Origin of the sequence: Acidovorax sp. Root402 (assembly GCF_001425125.1) — a bacterium.
GTDB classification, from domain to species: domain Bacteria; phylum Pseudomonadota; class Gammaproteobacteria; order Burkholderiales; family Burkholderiaceae_C; genus Acidovorax; species Acidovorax delafieldii.
Genome location: NZ_LMDQ01000001.1, coordinates 45,539 through 59,552 on the forward strand (window position 1 = coordinate 45,539; position 14,014 = coordinate 59,552).

Sequence of the window (14,014 nt, forward strand, 5' to 3'; positions counted from 1 at the left end):
GGGCTCAGGCCACCAGCGTGGAGACCCCTTCGTAGAGCAGGCCCATGCTGTCCGCCGTGGCGATATTGCTGTGGGCCAGGCCCGCGCGCGAACCATCGAGTGCGACCACCGACAGCGCCTGAAAGCCCGCGTCCTGCCCGTTGTGCAGCAACCAGCCCGTGCCGTGCACCGCATGCACCAGCCAACCCAGGCCATAGCGGCCTGCGGGGGCATGCCCCAGGTCCTGCAGGCCCTTCACATAGCTGCGGGGCAAGGGGGTGGCGTCGCCGCGCAATGCCTGCAGGTGCCACTGCAGCCACCGCGCGTCCTCCTCCACCGTCAGGCTCACGGCGCCTGCCGGGTCCAAGACCTCCAGCCACACACGTTCCGGCGCCTCGGCCAGGGGCAGGGGCTGCAGCCGCCCGTCCAGGATTTCATGCCCGGCGGGCTGCTGGCTACCGGCACGCATCGGTTCTCCCACAAAGAGCGAAAGGCCCAGGGGCTGGGCCACGCGCTGGCGCAGCAGATCCGCCCACCCCAGGCCCGTGGCCGCGCGCAGCATGCGGGCCGCCAGCGCATAGCCTGCGTTGGAGTAGGCAAAGCCCGGGTCTGCGCCCGTGCCGCGAACGGGCGGCTGGCGCAGCAGCCACTGCAGGAAGAACGCCTCTGCCTCCGCAGGTTGCTGCAAGCGCGCCAGCACCTCAGGGCCCACTGCATTCACGAACAGGTCCACGTCTTCGATGGCTGAAAAACCCATCACCCCGGCGCGATGGTCCAGCAGGTCGCGCAGCGTGATCTGCTGATAGGCGGGCAGGGCGCTCTGCGCCAGCTCGGGCAAGGTCTGGGCCAGCGTGCTGTCCCAGCGCAGCAGGCCCTGGTCCACCACGCTCGCGGCCGCGCAGGCCGTCATGGCCTTGGTGTTGGAGCCGATGGCCATCAGGTCGCCGGTGGCCAGGGGCGCATTGCCACCCAGGCGGCGCAGCCCCGCGACGGCTGTGCGGACCTGGCGCGGGTCCGCCCACCCGGCGGCAGCGCCCACCACACCCTGCTTCACCAGCGCTTGGGCCAGGGTCTGCACCCGCTTGTGGGCTTCGCGGGGACCGTCGTCGTCGCCACCGCCGCAGGCGGTGAGCACGCCGCCTAGCGTGGACAGGCCTGCGGCGGCCAGCCAGTGGCGCCGCGAGAGAAGGGGGGCGCTGCGCGCCGTGGAAGGGGTAACAAGGTGGGTAGGGTTCATGGCATCTCGTGAAGTGAAGAAGATGCCGGCATTGTTGAAACGCGAACCTTGGGCGAACCCAAAGATCTGCGCTGGGCGTGGAGCTGCCGGGTGCGGATTGTCAGCCCGCCACCGGCCAGCGCAGCGTGAAGCCTACGCCCCGTCCGTACAGCCCCGGCCCCAGGCGGACCTGCCCGCCCAGGTGGCCGATGGCCTGCTGCGCAATGGTGAGCCCCAGGCCCGATCCGCTGCTGCGCGCGCGTGGCGAGCGCCAGAAGCGCTCGAACACCCGGTCTTGCTCGCCGGCCGCTATGCCCGGACCGTCGTCGGCAATCCACACCACCACGTCGCCGCCCTCCTGCCGCACCCGCAACTGCACCTCGCGCCCCGCACCGGGGCCGCAGCCGTGCTTGAGCGCGTTGTCCAGCACATTGCCCAGGGCGGACCAGAGCAGCTGGCGGTCCAACGGCAGCTTCAGGGTGTCCGGCCCGTCGAGCGACAGCTCCACGCCCAGGCCCTCAGCCCAGCCCGCGCGCTCGGCCAGGCAGTCCTGCAGCAGCGCCATCAGGTCCTGGGGCGCGGTGGGGTGCTGCGCGGGGGCCTCCTCCAGTGCCGCCAGCGTGAGCAGCTGTTCGCTCAGGTGCGCGGCGCGCTGCACGGCGCGCGTCAGCGCCTCGCTGGCCTGCGCGCGTGCGGGGCCTTCGGGGGCTTGCGCCAGCACATGGGCCTGGGTGGCGATGACGGCCATGGGCGTGCGCAGTTCGTGGGCCGCGTCGTGCACCAGGGCCTTTTCGCGCGCTAGGTGGGCCCGCAGGCGGGCCAGCAGCTGGTCGAACGACTGGGCCAGGCCGTGCAGCTCGCGCTGGGGCGGAAGGTGCTGCAGCGGCCGCAGGTCGTTGGCCGAGCGCGCGGCGATCTGGGCATCCAGCCGCGCCAGCGGGCGCAGCCCGGTGCGCACGGCCAGCCACAGCGGCAGGCCCACCAGCGGCAGCGCCAGCAGCACCGAGGCCGCCAGGTCTTCGCCCATGAAGCCCAGCAGCCGCGCATCGGCCAGGCGGGGCTCGGCCACCACCACGCGCCACGGGCCCGTGCTTTCCCACGCCACCCAATGGGGTGCGCCGGCCACGTCCATCGCGGCATGGCCTGCGTCGCCTGCCAGCACCACCGCGTGCACACCGGCCGTGCTGCTATGCAGAAGCTGGCCTGTGCGGTCCTGCAGCTGCAGCAGCACCGAGGTGCCCTGCAGCAGGTCCACGTCCGCGCGCATGGCGTTGAGGGTGTGGGCCATGCCGTGCACCAGCGCCCGGGCCTCGGCGGGCTGGTCCAGCGTGGCCAGCGCCCCCGCCAGCCCCTGCGCGAGCTGGCGCACGCCGGGGTTGGTGTCCATGGCGCGGTAGTGGGTGATGGCCGCCTGGCCCAGCAGCACCAGCCACACCAGCGCCATGGCCGCGAGCAGTGCCAGCAGGGTGCGGCGCATGAGGCTCGGGCCCCACCAGCCGCGTGGGGGCGCGGGGGTCTCGGTAGGTGGTGTCATGGCTGCAGCCGGTAGCCCACGCCACGCACCGTGACCACGCGCTCTGCGCCGATCTTCTTGCGCAGGTTGGAGACATGCACCTCCAGCGTGGCGGCGTCCAGCGCGTCGCCCAGGGGTTCGAGACGCTGGGCAAGCACGTTCTTGGCCACCACTTTGCCGGGTTCGCGCGCCAGCTCCACCAGCAGCCGGAACTCGCGCGGCGACAGCGCCAGGGGCTCTTTGCCCAGCCAGGCCTCGTGCCGCCGGGGCGCCAAGCGCAGTGCGCCCAGCGTCCACTCCTCGCTGGCCTGGCGCGCACTGCGCCGCAGCACGGCGTGCAGGCGCGACAGCAGCTCGGGCACGTCGAAAGGCTTGAGCACGTAGTCGTCGGCCCCGCCATCCAGGCCGTCAAGCCGGTCCTGCAAGGCGGTGCGGGCCGTGATCACGATCACCGGCAGGCTGAGGCCCGCGCGGCGCCAGCGACGCAGCAACGCCATGCCCTGGCCGTCGGGCAGGGTCAGGTCCAGCAGCACGGCGGCGACCTCGTTGGCGTCGGGCAGGGGCGGCGTGGCGGCCACGCTGCGCAGCCATTGCACAGTGAAGCCGCCCTGCTGCAGGGCTTGCAGCAGGGCCTGGCCCAGGTCCAGGTCGTCTTCGATGAGCAGGATGTGCATGGCCGCCATTTTCCGTGTCCCCAGCTTGCAGCCAGCCAAAGGCGCCGGACAGGGAGCTGGCGCCTAAAATCCTCGCACAGGCAGACAATGACGACACAGGCCCGCCCACGGGCCGCACCACCCAAGGAGACAGTCCGCATGCGCATCCTCATTGCCGAAGACGACCAGGTGCTGGCCGATGGCCTGCTGCGCACGCTGCGTGCCTCGGGCGCCGTGGTGGACCATGTCGCCAGCGGCAGCGAGGCCGACGCGGCGCTGATGACCAACAACGAGTTCGACCTGCTCATCCTGGACCTGGGCCTGCCCAAGATGCATGGGCTGGAGGTGCTGAAAAAGCTGCGCGGCCGGGGCTCCGCCCTGCCGGTGCTCATCCTCACCGCCGCAGACAGCGTGGAAGAGCGCGTGAAGGGCCTGGACTTTGGCGCCGACGACTACATGGCCAAGCCCTTCAGCCTGCAAGAGCTCGAAGCCCGCGTGCGGGCCCTCACGCGCCGGGGCATGGGCGGTACCAGCAGCGCCATCAAGCACGGCCCGCTGGTGTACGACCAGGCCGGCCGCGTGGCCACCATCGACGGCAAGATGATCGAGCTGTCGGCCCGCGAGCTGGGCCTGCTGGAGGTGCTGCTGCAGCGCGCCGGCCGCCTGGTGAGCAAGGAGCAGCTGGTGGAGCGCCTGTGCGAGTGGGGCGAGGAGGTGAGCAACAACGCCATCGAGGTCTACATCCACCGCCTGCGCAAGAAGATCGAAGGCGGGCCCATCCGCATCGCCACCGTGCGCGGCCTGGGCTACTGCCTTGAGAAGATCCCCAATTAACTATCAAAACGATAGCGGCTTGTGCATATGAATCTAGCGCTATCGGGTGTTTTGGCTTCAAAAATGCCACGGCGGCCGCTGTGAAGATCTTCCAGCGCGAGCAGCGCTCCCTGTTCGGCGAAATCCTGGACTGGATGCTCACGCCGCTGCTGCTGCTGTGGCCTGTGAGCCTGGCGCTGACCTGGCTGGTGGCGCAGGGCCTGGCCAACAAGCCGTTTGACCGCGCGCTGGAGTACAACGCCCACGCACTCGCCCAACTGGTGAGCGTGGTGGGCGACAAGGCCCAGTTCAACCTGCCCCAGCCCGCCAGCGAGATCCTGCGGGCTGACGACTCCGACATCGTGTACTACCAGGTCATCGGCCCGGGCGGCGAGTTCCTTTCGGGCGAGCGCGAACTGCCCGAGCCCCCAAGCGACGAGGTGCCCCTGTCGGGCGAGGTGCGGCTGCGCGATGCCGAGATGCGCGGCATCGACATCCGCGTGGCCTACATCTGGGTGCGCCTGCCGCTGAAAGACACGCCGGTGGCGCTGGTCCAGGTGGCCGAGACGCGCGAAAAACGCAGCGTGCTGGCCACCGAAATCATCAAGGGCGTGATGCTGCCGCAGTTCGTCATCCTGCCGCTGGCGGTGCTGCTGGTGTGGCTGGCACTGGCGCGGGGCATCCAGCCGCTCAACCAGCTGGAGCAGCGTATCCGCGCGCGCAACCCCGACGACCTCTCGCCGCTGGACGACCGCACCGTGCCTCTCGAAGTGGCGCCACTGGTGTCGTCCGTCAACGACCTGCTCACGCGACTGAACGATTCGCTGGCCACGCAAAAGCGCTTTCTGGCCGATGCCGCGCACCAGCTCAAGACCCCGCTGGCGGGCCTGCGCATGCAGGCCGACCTGGCCCAGCGCGAAGGCACCAGCACCGAAGAGCTCAAGCGCTCGCTGCAGCAGATCGGGCGCTCCAGCATCCGCGCCACACACACCGTCAACCAGCTGCTGGCGCTGGCGCGGGCCGAGGGCAGCGGCGTGGGCATTGCCCGCCAGCCCTGCGACCTGGCGCGCCTGGTGATCGAGGTGGTGCGCGACTCGGTGCCCCGTGCGCTCGACAAGCACATCGACCTGGGCTACGACGGCGCCGAGCCCGGATCGCCGGGCGTGCTGATCGACGGCAACCCCACGCTGCTCAAGGAGCTGGTGCGCAACCTGGTGGACAACGCCATCAACTACACGCCCTCCACGCCCGACAAGCCCGGCGTGGTCACTGCCCGCGTGCTGGCCGACACCTTCGGCCATGTGCTGCTGCTGCAGGTCGAGGACTCCGGCCCCGGCGTGCCCGAGGCCGAGCGCGAGCTGGTGTTCCAGCCGTTCTACCGCGCCCTGGGCAGCGAGGCCGACGGCTCCGGCCTGGGCCTGCCCATCGTGCTGGAGATTGCCAGCAAGCACGATGCCGAGGTCACGCTCGAAGACGCACGCCCTGGCCAGACTCCGCCCGGCGCACGCTTCAGCGTGCGTTTTGCGGCGCGGGACGCGGTTGCGGGCAGCTGACACCGTGGCGGGCCCTGCCACTGGCGTGGCAGAGGACAAGGCCACCAAGCCGCAGGGTTGATGCGCTGGCAACCCGCCACAGCACCGGGCATCCGGCATCATGCGGCCTCGTAGCCAGGCCCGATCTTTTTGCACGGACGCAGCCCCCCACCATGACCTCACCGCCCCGCCGCTTTGCCAACACGCACCCTGACGTGGTGATCGGCAACTTCCCCTGGTACGAAATGGTCTGGCGCTCGCTGCGCGGCGATTTCAAGCCACGCAGCGAGCCTGCGGGCGGCTATGAGGCCTTTGCTCGGCAGTGGACGCAGCCCGTGGATCCTGCGCGCCTGGCACAGCGCCAGCAGGCCCCCGTGATCACCTGGCTGGGCCATGTCACCATGCTGCTGCAGGTGGCGGGCCTCAACGTGCTGATCGACCCCACGCTGTGCGATTTTGCGGGCCCCCTGGGCCGCTTCGGTGCCCCGCGCCGTGTGCCTGCGCCCCTGGCGCCCGAGGACCTGCCGCCCATTGACGTGGTCCTGATCTCGCACAACCACTATGACCACCTGTGCTACGGCACCTTGCGCCGCCTGCGCGACGCGGGCCAGTCGCCCCGCTTTGTGGTGCCGCTGGGGCTGGCCGACTGGTTCACGCAGCGGGGCATGGGCCCCGTCACCGCGCTGAACTGGTGGGAGCACGCCGACATCGCCCCCGGCGTGCGCGTGGTGTTCACGCCGTCGCAGCACTGGAGCCGCCGCACCCCGTGGGATACGAATGCCTCGCTGTGGGGCGGGTACCTGCTGGAATGGTCGCGCCCGCAGGCGGCTGCGCCCTGGCGCTTTCTGTTCCCGGGCGACACGGGCTACAGCGACGACTCCAAGGCCATCCGCCAGCGCCTGGGGCCGGTGGACTTTCTCGCATTGCCCATCGGCGCCTATCTGCCCCGCGACTTCATGAAGCCCATGCACGTGAACCCCGAGGACGCCGTGCAGCTCATGCTGGACGTGGAAGCCAGGCAGGCCATGGGTGTGCACTGGGGCACGTTCATGCTGACGCAGGAGGCCTTCGACCACCCGCCGCGCGACCTGGCCGCCGCGCTCGCGCAGCGTGGCCTGCCGCTGGACCGCGTCTGGCTCATGCGGCAGGGCGAGACGCGCGCCATACCGTTGCCATAGCGCTGCACCGGGGTTGGCGCAGCAACCGTGCTCACGCCACGCGCTGCACCGACATCAGGGCCATGTACAAAAAGCCCCGGCCCGTGGGCACGCGGTACACGCCCTGGGCGCCCAGCACCTGCGCGGCCACGCCCGACAGCTCCCAGCCATCGGTGGCATCGCCCTTCCACAGCGGCACCGTGAGGTGCAGGAAGCCTTGGGCTTCGCCAAACTCCCGCACCGCAGCGATGCGCGACACCACCGGGGCCTCGTTGTGGAAATTGGCCCAGGCCCACAGCCAGGTGCCGCTGGCCTCCGACACGGAGCCGATGAACTCGATGTCAGCCACCAGACGGGGCACACCGCCGTCTGAAAAGGTCAAGGTGCCTGCCGCCTGGTCGTAGTCCCAGCGTTCAAAGTGCGAGATGCCGTGGTCCTGCTCCAGTGCGCGCTGCTTGTCCCGCAGCGCATGGTGGCCCTGTGTCACCGCATCGATCCAGGCGGCTTCGGCATCACCGTCCAGGGCCTCCACGCTGCGTGCCATGGCGTCCTGGTAGCAGTGGTGGCACAGGATCTGGAGGTCCAGGCAGTCCGCGTTGTGTTCGTTCCACTCGCCGCCTGTCTTGAGCAGCTCGGTATGGCAGCTCGCACACCAGGCGTCCGGGTAAGGGGTGTCTGGCGACGGCGCATCGCAAAACCAGCGCTGCACCGGGTGGCGGCACAGGTGGCCGCACACGTAGGTGGGTGCGGCCTCTCCGTGCTCGCCGCACTGGATGGATGTCTGCTCTTCGTTCATGGTGAAGGTGCTCAGCCGCAGGTGCGCAGCGTCTTGCCCGCCATGGCCGTGCGCAGCACATCCAGCTGTGCCCGCAGCGCGTCGTTCACGGCAGACAGGCGCAGCGTGAAGCCGGGGGATTCGGCGCGCTCCTGGATCACGCGCGCCGTGCGCACGCCTTTGTTGCCAAGGTTGGCCAGCTCGCGCTCGGCCGCCTCTTTCGATGCGAAGCGGCCCAGCGACAAGCCCAGTTCGAGCGTGCCCCCGGCGCGGTCGTGGTCCACCTTGCGGGCGCGCAACTCGGCACGTTTGCGGTCCAGTGTTTCCACGTCGTCAAAGCGCCCCATGTAGACCATCCAGCGGCCCGGCACGGGCGTGGGCTCCAGCGTCCAGCTGCCTGAGGGCAAGCCAGCAGCCGCCGTGCGCAGCACTTCGGCCTGGCGCTCGTCGAAGACGCCGGCCTGCAGGCACTCGGCAGAGTCTGCGGGGGCCGGGGCAGCCGGTGTGGAGGCGGGAGTGGGGGAATAGTTGGCGGCGGTGGCCTGGGAGGGGGAAGTAGGGGTGGGGGGCGCAGCGGAGGAGGTCTTGCTGGGGTTGACCTTCAGGATCTGCAGCGTCTCGGGCCGGATCTGCTGGTTCATGCGCTGGGGCTCGGACTGCTCTTGCGGCGCATAGCCAAACTGGCGCAGCAGCCCCTGCGACCACGCGTAGTAGCCCGCGTTGGCCAGCAACAGCACGATCACGGCAAGACGGAGCATGGGGCGCGGCCTTTCAAGAACACTCGCATCGGAAGAGGAAGCTGTCTCACACCGGTGGCACCGCCGCCGGCCGGACGCTGATTTCAGAACTGGTGATGGCCTGCATGCCACCGGCCGTGTGCACCAGCAGCGCGCCATCATCGCCCACGCCATGCGCGGTGCCGGTGTGGCCGTCGCTCAGCGTCACCGCGCGGCCCTGCAGCACATCACGTGCCGCAAAGCGGGGCTGCATGGGCGCAAACCCATAGCCCGCAAACGACTGCAGCATGGCCACCAGCGGCGGCACGATGCGTAGCAGGGCGGTGGGTGCGTCCAGGCCCGGCTCCACCTCCTGCAGGCTGCCGGGGGGCATGCTCATGCCCTCGGGGCTGCGCGGCAGCACGTTGATGCCAATGCCCACCACCACATAGCGCGCGGTGCTGGTGCTGGCCTGCGAAGCCACAGCCTGGGGTGCCACAAAACTGGCCGTCTCCACCAGGATGCCACCCAGCTTGCGGTCGCCCGCAGCGCCGCCCAGCCACAGGTCGTTGGGCCACTTGAGCCCCACACGCGCAGGCTGCCCCGCCCCCAGCGCAGGCAGCACGGGCTGCAGGCTTTCAGCCACGCTCACCCCCACGGCGAGCGACAGGCCGGACCAGTCCTGGGGGGCCAGCGGCAGTCCCAAGGACATCATGAGAGAAGCCCCCACATCGCTTTGCCACACCCGCCCCAGCCGCCCGCGCCCGGCGGTCTGCTGCTCGGCCACCAGCAAGGTGGGCTCGCACTGGCCGTTGCGCGCACGGCGCATCAATTCGGTGTTGGTGGAGTCGATGGTGGGCAGCACCTCGACGGTAAAGCCCGGTAACAGCGGTGACACCGCTTCCCAGACGGCCTCGGCAGGCCAGCGGATGGGGGCATTCATCGCCGGGCCTTTTTGGCGGCCTTGGCGGAAGGTTTGGACGGCGGCAGCGGCACGGGTGGCGCCCAGCCGCGCTTGGGCGCCAGCAGCGTGCCCCGGCAGTTGGGGCTGCCACACCAGCAGGGGTATTCGGCCTTGAGCTTCGGGGTGTAGCGCTCTTCAATGATCAGGCCGTAGTCGTAGTTCAGCTCTTCGCCCGCCTTGATGTTGCGCAGCGCGGTGATGAAAATGCGGCCGTCCCGCTCGTCGGCGTAGCAGTTGGGGTTGCAGCTGTGGTTGATCCATCGCGACGAATTGCCACCGAACTTTGCGTCGATCACATGGTCTTCATCCACATGGAAGTAGAACGTGTGGTTGGGCTGCAAAGGGTCGTGCGGGTGCCGGTCCTGCGCCTCCTGCCAGCCGATCACTTCACCCGTGTATTCGACAAGGACTTCGCCCTCTGCAATATCCTGCACGGCAAAAACGCCCTTGCCGTGCACGCCCGAACGCCGGGTCTGGATGCGACGGCCCTGCGCGGGGGTAGGGGTTGCAGGCGGTGCGGTGCGGGGCATGGCAAAAACTCTGTTAACTTGAATATGCACACATGCGCGTGCGCGTGTACGCGTGAGGCAACGAATTGTAGAAGCGACCGGCCGGATGCCGGACAGCCAGACTGGCGAGAAACCAAAAAATGACCAAGACCCTGGTAATTGCAGAGAAACCCTCGGTGGCGCAAGACATCGTGCGCGCGCTGACCCCCGTGGCGGGCAAGTTCGAGAAGCACGAAGACCACTTCGAGAATGACCGCTATGTAGTCACCAGCGCCGTGGGCCACCTGGTGGAGATCCAGGCCCCCGAGCAGTTTGACGTGAAGCGCGGCAAGTGGAGCTTTGCGCACCTGCCTGTGATCCCGCCGTACTTTGACCTGAAGCCCGTGGACAAGACCAAGAGCCGCCTGAACGCGGTGGTCAAGCAGGCCAAGCGCAAGGACGTGACACAGCTCATCAACGCCTGCGACGCGGGCCGCGAGGGAGAGCTGATCTTCCGCCTGATCGAACAGTACGCCGGTGGCGCCAAGCCTCTGGGCAAACCGGTCAAGCGCCTGTGGCTGCAGTCCATGACGCCCCAGGCCATCCGCGACGGCTTTGATGCGCTGCGCACCGAGCAGCAGATGGCGGGCCTGGCCAGCGCGGCCCGCAGCCGCTCCGAGGCCGACTGGCTGGTGGGCATCAATGGCACGCGGGCCATGACGGCGTTCAACTCGCGCGATGGTGGGTTCTTCCTGACCACCGTGGGCCGGGTGCAGACGCCCACGCTGTCGCTGGTGGTGGAGCGCGAGGAAAAGATCCGCAAGTTCATCAGCCGCGACTATTGGGAAATCCACGCCACCTTTGGCGCGGAAGCCGGCGAGTACCCCGCCAAGTGGTTCGACCCCAAGTGGAAGAAGGGCGAGGATGTGGAAATGCGCGCGGACCGTGTGTGGTCCGCCGCCGAGGCCACGGCCATTGCCAACGCCGTGCGCGGCAAGCAGGCCACAGTCACCGAAGAGAGCAAGCCCACCACCCAGGCGTCGCCCCTGCTGTTCGACCTGACCAGCCTGCAGCGCGAGGCCAACGGCAAGTTCGGCTTCTCGGCCAAGACCACGCTGGCCCTGGCGCAAAGCCTGTACGAGCGTCACAAGGCCCTGACCTACCCGCGTACCGACTCGCGCGCGCTGCCGGAAGACTATCTGCCCGTGGCCAAGCAGACGTTTGAGATGCTGGCCGACAGCGGTATGCGCCACCTGGCGCCCCACGCGCTCACGGCGCTGAACAACAACTACATCCGCCCGTCCAAGCGCATCTTTGACAACAGCAAGGTGAGCGATCACTTTGCCATCATCCCCACGCTGCAGGCACCGAGCGGCCTGAGCGAGGCCGAGCAAAAGCTGTACGACCTGGTCGTGCGCCGCTTCATGGCCGTTTTCTTTCCGAGCGCTGAATACACGGTGACCACACGCATCAGCACCGTGGCGCCCCACAGCTTCAAGACCGAAGGCAAGGTGCTGGTCAAGCCCGGCTGGCTGGCCATCTACGGCAAGGAAGCCGCCGACGAAGTGGAAGGCGGCAAGGATGGCGACAAGGGCCAGAACCTGGTGCCGGTGAAGCCCGGCGAGAGCGTCAACACCCTGGCCGCCGACCCCAAGGGCCTCAAGACCAAGCCCCCCGCCCGCTACTCCGAAGCCACGCTGCTGGGCGCCATGGAAAGCGCGGGCAAGCAGATCGACGACGACGAACTGCGCGAAGCCATGCAGGAAAAAGGCCTGGGCACGCCTGCCACGCGCGCGGCGATCATCGAAGGCCTGCTGACCGAAAAGTACATGCTGCGCGAAGGCCGCGAAATCATCCCCACGGCCAAGGCCTTCCAGCTCATGACGCTGCTGCGCGGTCTGGAAGTGGAAGAACTCTGCCGTGCCGACCTGACCGGCGAGTGGGAGTACAAGCTCTCGCAAATGGAAAAGGGCCAACTGAGCCGCGAAGCCTTCATGGCCGAGATCGCCGCCATGACCGAGCGCATGGTCAAGAAGGCCAAGGAATATGACCGCGACACCATCCCCGGCGACTACGCCACGCTGGAATCACCCTGTCCTAACTGCGGTGGCGTGGTGAAGGAAAACTACCGCCGCTTTGCCTGTGTGGGCAAGCCCGGTGCGGAAGGCTGCGGCTTCAGCTTCGGCAAGTCGCCCGCAGGCCGCACGTTTGAGACGGCCGAGGCCAACACCCTGCTGCGCGACAAGAAGATCGGCCCGCTGGAGGGCTTCCGCTCCAAGGCGGGCTGGCCCTTCACGTCCGAGATCATCATCAAGTACGACGACGAGGCGCACAACTACAAGCTCGAATTCGACTTTGGCGACGACAAGAAGGGCGAAGAGTCCGGCGAGATCGTGGAGTTTGAAGACGCCGCGCTCGGCCCTTGCCCCATCTGCGGATCGGAAGTGCACGAACACGGCAGCAACTATGTGTGCAGCAAGGCCGTGCCTACCGCGGCGCAGCCCACGCCCAGCTGCACCTTCAAGAGCGGCAAGATCATCCTGCAGCAGCCTGTGGAGCGCGAGCAGATGCACAAGCTGCTGGAGACCGGCAAGACCGACCTGCTCGACAAGTTCGTGAGCATGCGCACGCGCCGCAACTTCAAGGCCCACCTGGCGTGGGACAAGGAGGCGGGCAAGGTCAACTTTGAATTCGCGCCCAGCAAGTTCCCACCCCGCCCGGGCGCCGCTTCAAAAACAATAGCAACCAAGGCAAAACCCACTAGCGCCGCCGCCAAAAAAGCCCCTGCAAAGAAGGCCGCAGCCAAAACGACGGCTGCCAAAGCCCCGCGCAAGGCCGCCGCAGGCAAGGCCCCCAGCGCAGCCCTGGCCGCCGTGATCGGCAACGAGCCGGTGGCGCGCCCCGAGGCCGTGAAGAAGATGTGGGAATACATCAAGGCCCACAACCTGCAAGACCCCAAGGACAAGCGCACCATCGTCGCTGACGACAAGCTGCGCGCCGTGTTCGGCAAGGACAGCGCGGGCATGTTTGAGCTGGCGGGCATCCTGGGCAACCACCTGGGCGGTGAATGATGAAGCCGCTGAACATGGTGCCTATCGCGTCGATGGCGGGCAGCGTCTGCCGCACCGCGCTGGTGGCACTCGCGGTTGCCGCTGCGCTGGGGGGTTGCACCACCACAGGCTCTGCGCGCTCCAGCGACCCGGCCAGCCAGCAGCAGCCCCAGGGCGCGAGCGGCGTGACCGTGTTTGGCGATATCGACGTGAACGTGACGCGGGAGCGCACCCGCTGACTGCAAGCTGCCACCGCGCGCAGCCCGTCTTCAACCAGCACGGGGCCGGGCGGATGATGGAACGTGAGCCGCAAGGGAGAGATTGATGGTCGAACCCGCACTGTCGTTGCAGATTGCCACCACGGTGCACCACCGCATCCACACTGTCACGGTGCGCATGGATTCGGTGGGCTGGGTGGTCTCTGGCACCAAGCACCTGGTCACACCGGGCGGGGCGCACCGCTATCCCAGCGGGCGGGTGTTTGTGCTGCCGCGTGGCGCGCAGTGGGAGGTGGTCAACGACCCCGCCCCGCAAGGCCGCTATGTGGCGCGACTGCTGTGTTTTGCGCCCGAACTGGTGGAGCAGTTTCACCGCCAGTTCGGCCAGTTTGCGGCCGTGCCTGCAGTGCAGGGCTGTGCGGGCCTGGCGGCCGATGCGGCATTTGAAGACAGTTACCGGCGTGCCCTGGCCGCGCTGGAGAGCGATGCCAGCTCGCAGGCGCTGCGCGAACACCGCGCGCTCGAGGTGCTGCTGATGCTGGCCGAGGCAGGCATCGTCTTCGCCCCGCCCGGCGAGCTGGGCTGGGCCGACCGGGTGCGCCGCCTGGTGGGCCCCAGCCCGCAGGCTGACTGGACGGTGGAGCGTATCGCCGCCGCCTTTGCCACCAGCGCCAGCACCCTGCAGCGCCGCCTGGCACAAGAGGGCGAAACCGTAAGCCAGTGCCTGCGCGATGTGCGGCTGGAGACGGGGCTGGTTCTGCTGCAAAGCTCCACGCTGCAAGTGTCCGAAATCGCAGCGCGCTGCGGCTACGAGTCGCACAGCCGCTTCAGCGCGGCCTTCCGCGAGCGTTTTGGCTTTCCGCCCTCGCAACTGAGGCCCTGATTACTGCGGCTGACGCACAGCGCACAGCCTTTGATGCCGCCGGGCCAGTGCGAAGGC

General features: G+C 68.6%; 13 protein-coding genes. 6 read left to right on the forward strand and 7 right to left on the reverse strand.

All coding sequences use genetic code 11. The annotated features are described in order from the left end of the window. Positions 1 to 4: 4 nt before the first annotated feature. The 3 genes from ASC83_RS00230 to ASC83_RS00240 all read right to left on the reverse strand — a co-directional run bounded on the left by ASC83_RS00230 (position 5) and on the right by ASC83_RS00240 (position 3,382). Positions 5 to 1,216 carry a serine hydrolase gene (locus ASC83_RS00230; RefSeq protein ID WP_056056620.1) on the reverse strand — a complete coding sequence of 404 codons (1,212 nt, stop codon included), beginning with the start codon at positions 1,214 to 1,216 and terminating at the stop codon, positions 5 to 7. Positions 1,217 to 1,316: 100 nt separating this feature from the next. Continuing rightward, on the reverse strand, positions 1,317 to 2,729 hold the full coding sequence (locus ASC83_RS00235; protein WP_056056622.1) for a HAMP domain-containing sensor histidine kinase: 1,413 nt from the start codon (positions 2,727 to 2,729) through the stop codon (positions 1,317 to 1,319). Beyond that, positions 2,726 to 3,382: a response regulator gene (locus tag ASC83_RS00240; protein ID WP_056057585.1), complete on the reverse strand. Its 657-nt coding sequence runs from the start codon at positions 3,380 to 3,382 to the stop codon at positions 2,726 to 2,728. The genes ASC83_RS00235 and ASC83_RS00240 overlap by 4 nt, the downstream gene beginning before the upstream one ends. Before the next feature lie 138 nt (positions 3,383 to 3,520). On the opposite strand from ASC83_RS00240, the gene ASC83_RS00245 reads away from it, so the two are divergent. The 3 genes from ASC83_RS00245 to ASC83_RS00255 all read left to right on the forward strand — a co-directional run bounded on the left by ASC83_RS00245 (position 3,521) and on the right by ASC83_RS00255 (position 6,884). Then, positions 3,521 to 4,195 carry a response regulator transcription factor gene (locus ASC83_RS00245; protein WP_056056624.1) on the forward strand — a complete coding sequence of 225 codons (675 nt, stop codon included), beginning with the start codon at positions 3,521 to 3,523 and terminating at the stop codon, positions 4,193 to 4,195. A gap of 80 nt (positions 4,196 to 4,275) precedes the next feature. Beyond that, the gene (locus ASC83_RS00250; protein WP_056056626.1) at positions 4,276 to 5,727 is read left to right on the forward strand and encodes a sensor histidine kinase; all 1,452 of its coding nucleotides are present in this window, start codon (positions 4,276 to 4,278) and stop codon (positions 5,725 to 5,727) included. A gap of 152 nt (positions 5,728 to 5,879) precedes the next feature. Then, entirely contained in the window at positions 5,880 to 6,884 is a 1,005-nt protein-coding gene (locus tag ASC83_RS00255) for an MBL fold metallo-hydrolase (protein WP_056056628.1), read from the forward strand. A 31-nt stretch (positions 6,885 to 6,915) separates the two neighbouring features. Here ASC83_RS00255 and ASC83_RS00260 read toward each other — a convergent pair whose 3' ends face one another. The 4 genes from ASC83_RS00260 to ASC83_RS00275 are packed head-to-tail and all read right to left on the reverse strand — an operon-like array spanning position 6,916 to position 9,848. Continuing rightward, positions 6,916 to 7,659, reverse strand: a complete 744-nt coding sequence (locus tag ASC83_RS00260; RefSeq protein ID WP_056056630.1) for a DUF6882 domain-containing protein — start codon at positions 7,657 to 7,659, stop codon at positions 6,916 to 6,918. Positions 7,660 to 7,670: 11 nt separating this feature from the next. Then, positions 7,671 to 8,396, reverse strand: a complete 726-nt coding sequence (locus ASC83_RS00265; RefSeq protein ID WP_056056632.1) for an SPOR domain-containing protein — start codon at positions 8,394 to 8,396, stop codon at positions 7,671 to 7,673. A gap of 46 nt (positions 8,397 to 8,442) precedes the next feature. After that, entirely contained in the window at positions 8,443 to 9,297 is an 855-nt protein-coding gene (locus ASC83_RS00270; RefSeq protein ID WP_056056634.1) for a biotin--[acetyl-CoA-carboxylase] ligase, read from the reverse strand. Beyond that, positions 9,294 to 9,848 (reverse strand): SET domain-containing protein, encoded by a 555-nt coding sequence (locus ASC83_RS00275; protein WP_056056636.1) that lies wholly within the window; start codon positions 9,846 to 9,848, stop codon positions 9,294 to 9,296. Before ASC83_RS00275 ends, ASC83_RS00270 begins: the two co-directional genes overlap by 4 nt. Before the next feature lie 119 nt (positions 9,849 to 9,967). On the opposite strand from ASC83_RS00275, the gene ASC83_RS00280 reads away from it, so the two are divergent. The 3 genes from ASC83_RS00280 to ASC83_RS00290 all read left to right on the forward strand — a co-directional run bounded on the left by ASC83_RS00280 (position 9,968) and on the right by ASC83_RS00290 (position 13,957). Next, positions 9,968 to 12,877: a DNA topoisomerase III gene (locus tag ASC83_RS00280; RefSeq protein ID WP_056056638.1), complete on the forward strand. Its 2,910-nt coding sequence runs from the start codon at positions 9,968 to 9,970 to the stop codon at positions 12,875 to 12,877. After that, on the forward strand, positions 12,877 to 13,095 hold the full coding sequence (locus ASC83_RS00285) for a hypothetical protein (protein WP_056057588.1): 219 nt from the start codon (positions 12,877 to 12,879) through the stop codon (positions 13,093 to 13,095). The genes ASC83_RS00280 and ASC83_RS00285 overlap by 1 nt, the downstream gene beginning before the upstream one ends. Before the next feature lie 85 nt (positions 13,096 to 13,180). Continuing rightward, positions 13,181 to 13,957 (forward strand): helix-turn-helix transcriptional regulator, encoded by a 777-nt coding sequence (locus ASC83_RS00290; protein ID WP_116748341.1) that lies wholly within the window; start codon positions 13,181 to 13,183, stop codon positions 13,955 to 13,957. Positions 13,958 to 14,014 lie beyond the last annotated feature (57 nt).

Bases quoted from the DNA above. Each gene is read 5' to 3' on its own strand.
- ASC83_RS00230 (WP_056056620.1), bottom strand. From the start codon at position 1,216: ATGAACCCTACCCACCTTGTTACCCCTTCCACGGCGCGCAGCGCCCCC.
- ASC83_RS00235 (WP_056056622.1), bottom strand. From the start codon at position 2,729: ATGACACCACCTACCGAGACCCCCGCGCCCCCACGCGGCTGGTGGGGC.
- ASC83_RS00240 (WP_056057585.1), bottom strand. From the start codon at position 3,382: ATGCACATCCTGCTCATCGAAGACGACCTGGACCTGGGCCAGGCCCTG.
- ASC83_RS00245 (WP_056056624.1), top strand. From the start codon at position 3,521: ATGCGCATCCTCATTGCCGAAGACGACCAGGTGCTGGCCGATGGCCTG.
- ASC83_RS00255 (WP_056056628.1), top strand. From the start codon at position 5,880: ATGACCTCACCGCCCCGCCGCTTTGCCAACACGCACCCTGACGTGGTG.
- ASC83_RS00260 (WP_056056630.1), bottom strand. From the start codon at position 7,659: ATGAACGAAGAGCAGACATCCATCCAGTGCGGCGAGCACGGAGAGGCC.
- ASC83_RS00265 (WP_056056632.1), bottom strand. From the start codon at position 8,396: ATGCTCCGTCTTGCCGTGATCGTGCTGTTGCTGGCCAACGCGGGCTAC.
- ASC83_RS00270 (WP_056056634.1), bottom strand. From the start codon at position 9,297: ATGAATGCCCCCATCCGCTGGCCTGCCGAGGCCGTCTGGGAAGCGGTG.
- ASC83_RS00275 (WP_056056636.1), bottom strand. From the start codon at position 9,848: ATGCCCCGCACCGCACCGCCTGCAACCCCTACCCCCGCGCAGGGCCGT.
- ASC83_RS00280 (WP_056056638.1), top strand. From the start codon at position 9,968: ATGACCAAGACCCTGGTAATTGCAGAGAAACCCTCGGTGGCGCAAGAC.
- ASC83_RS00285 (WP_056057588.1), top strand. From the start codon at position 12,877: ATGAAGCCGCTGAACATGGTGCCTATCGCGTCGATGGCGGGCAGCGTC.
- ASC83_RS00290 (WP_116748341.1), top strand. From the start codon at position 13,181: ATGGTCGAACCCGCACTGTCGTTGCAGATTGCCACCACGGTGCACCAC.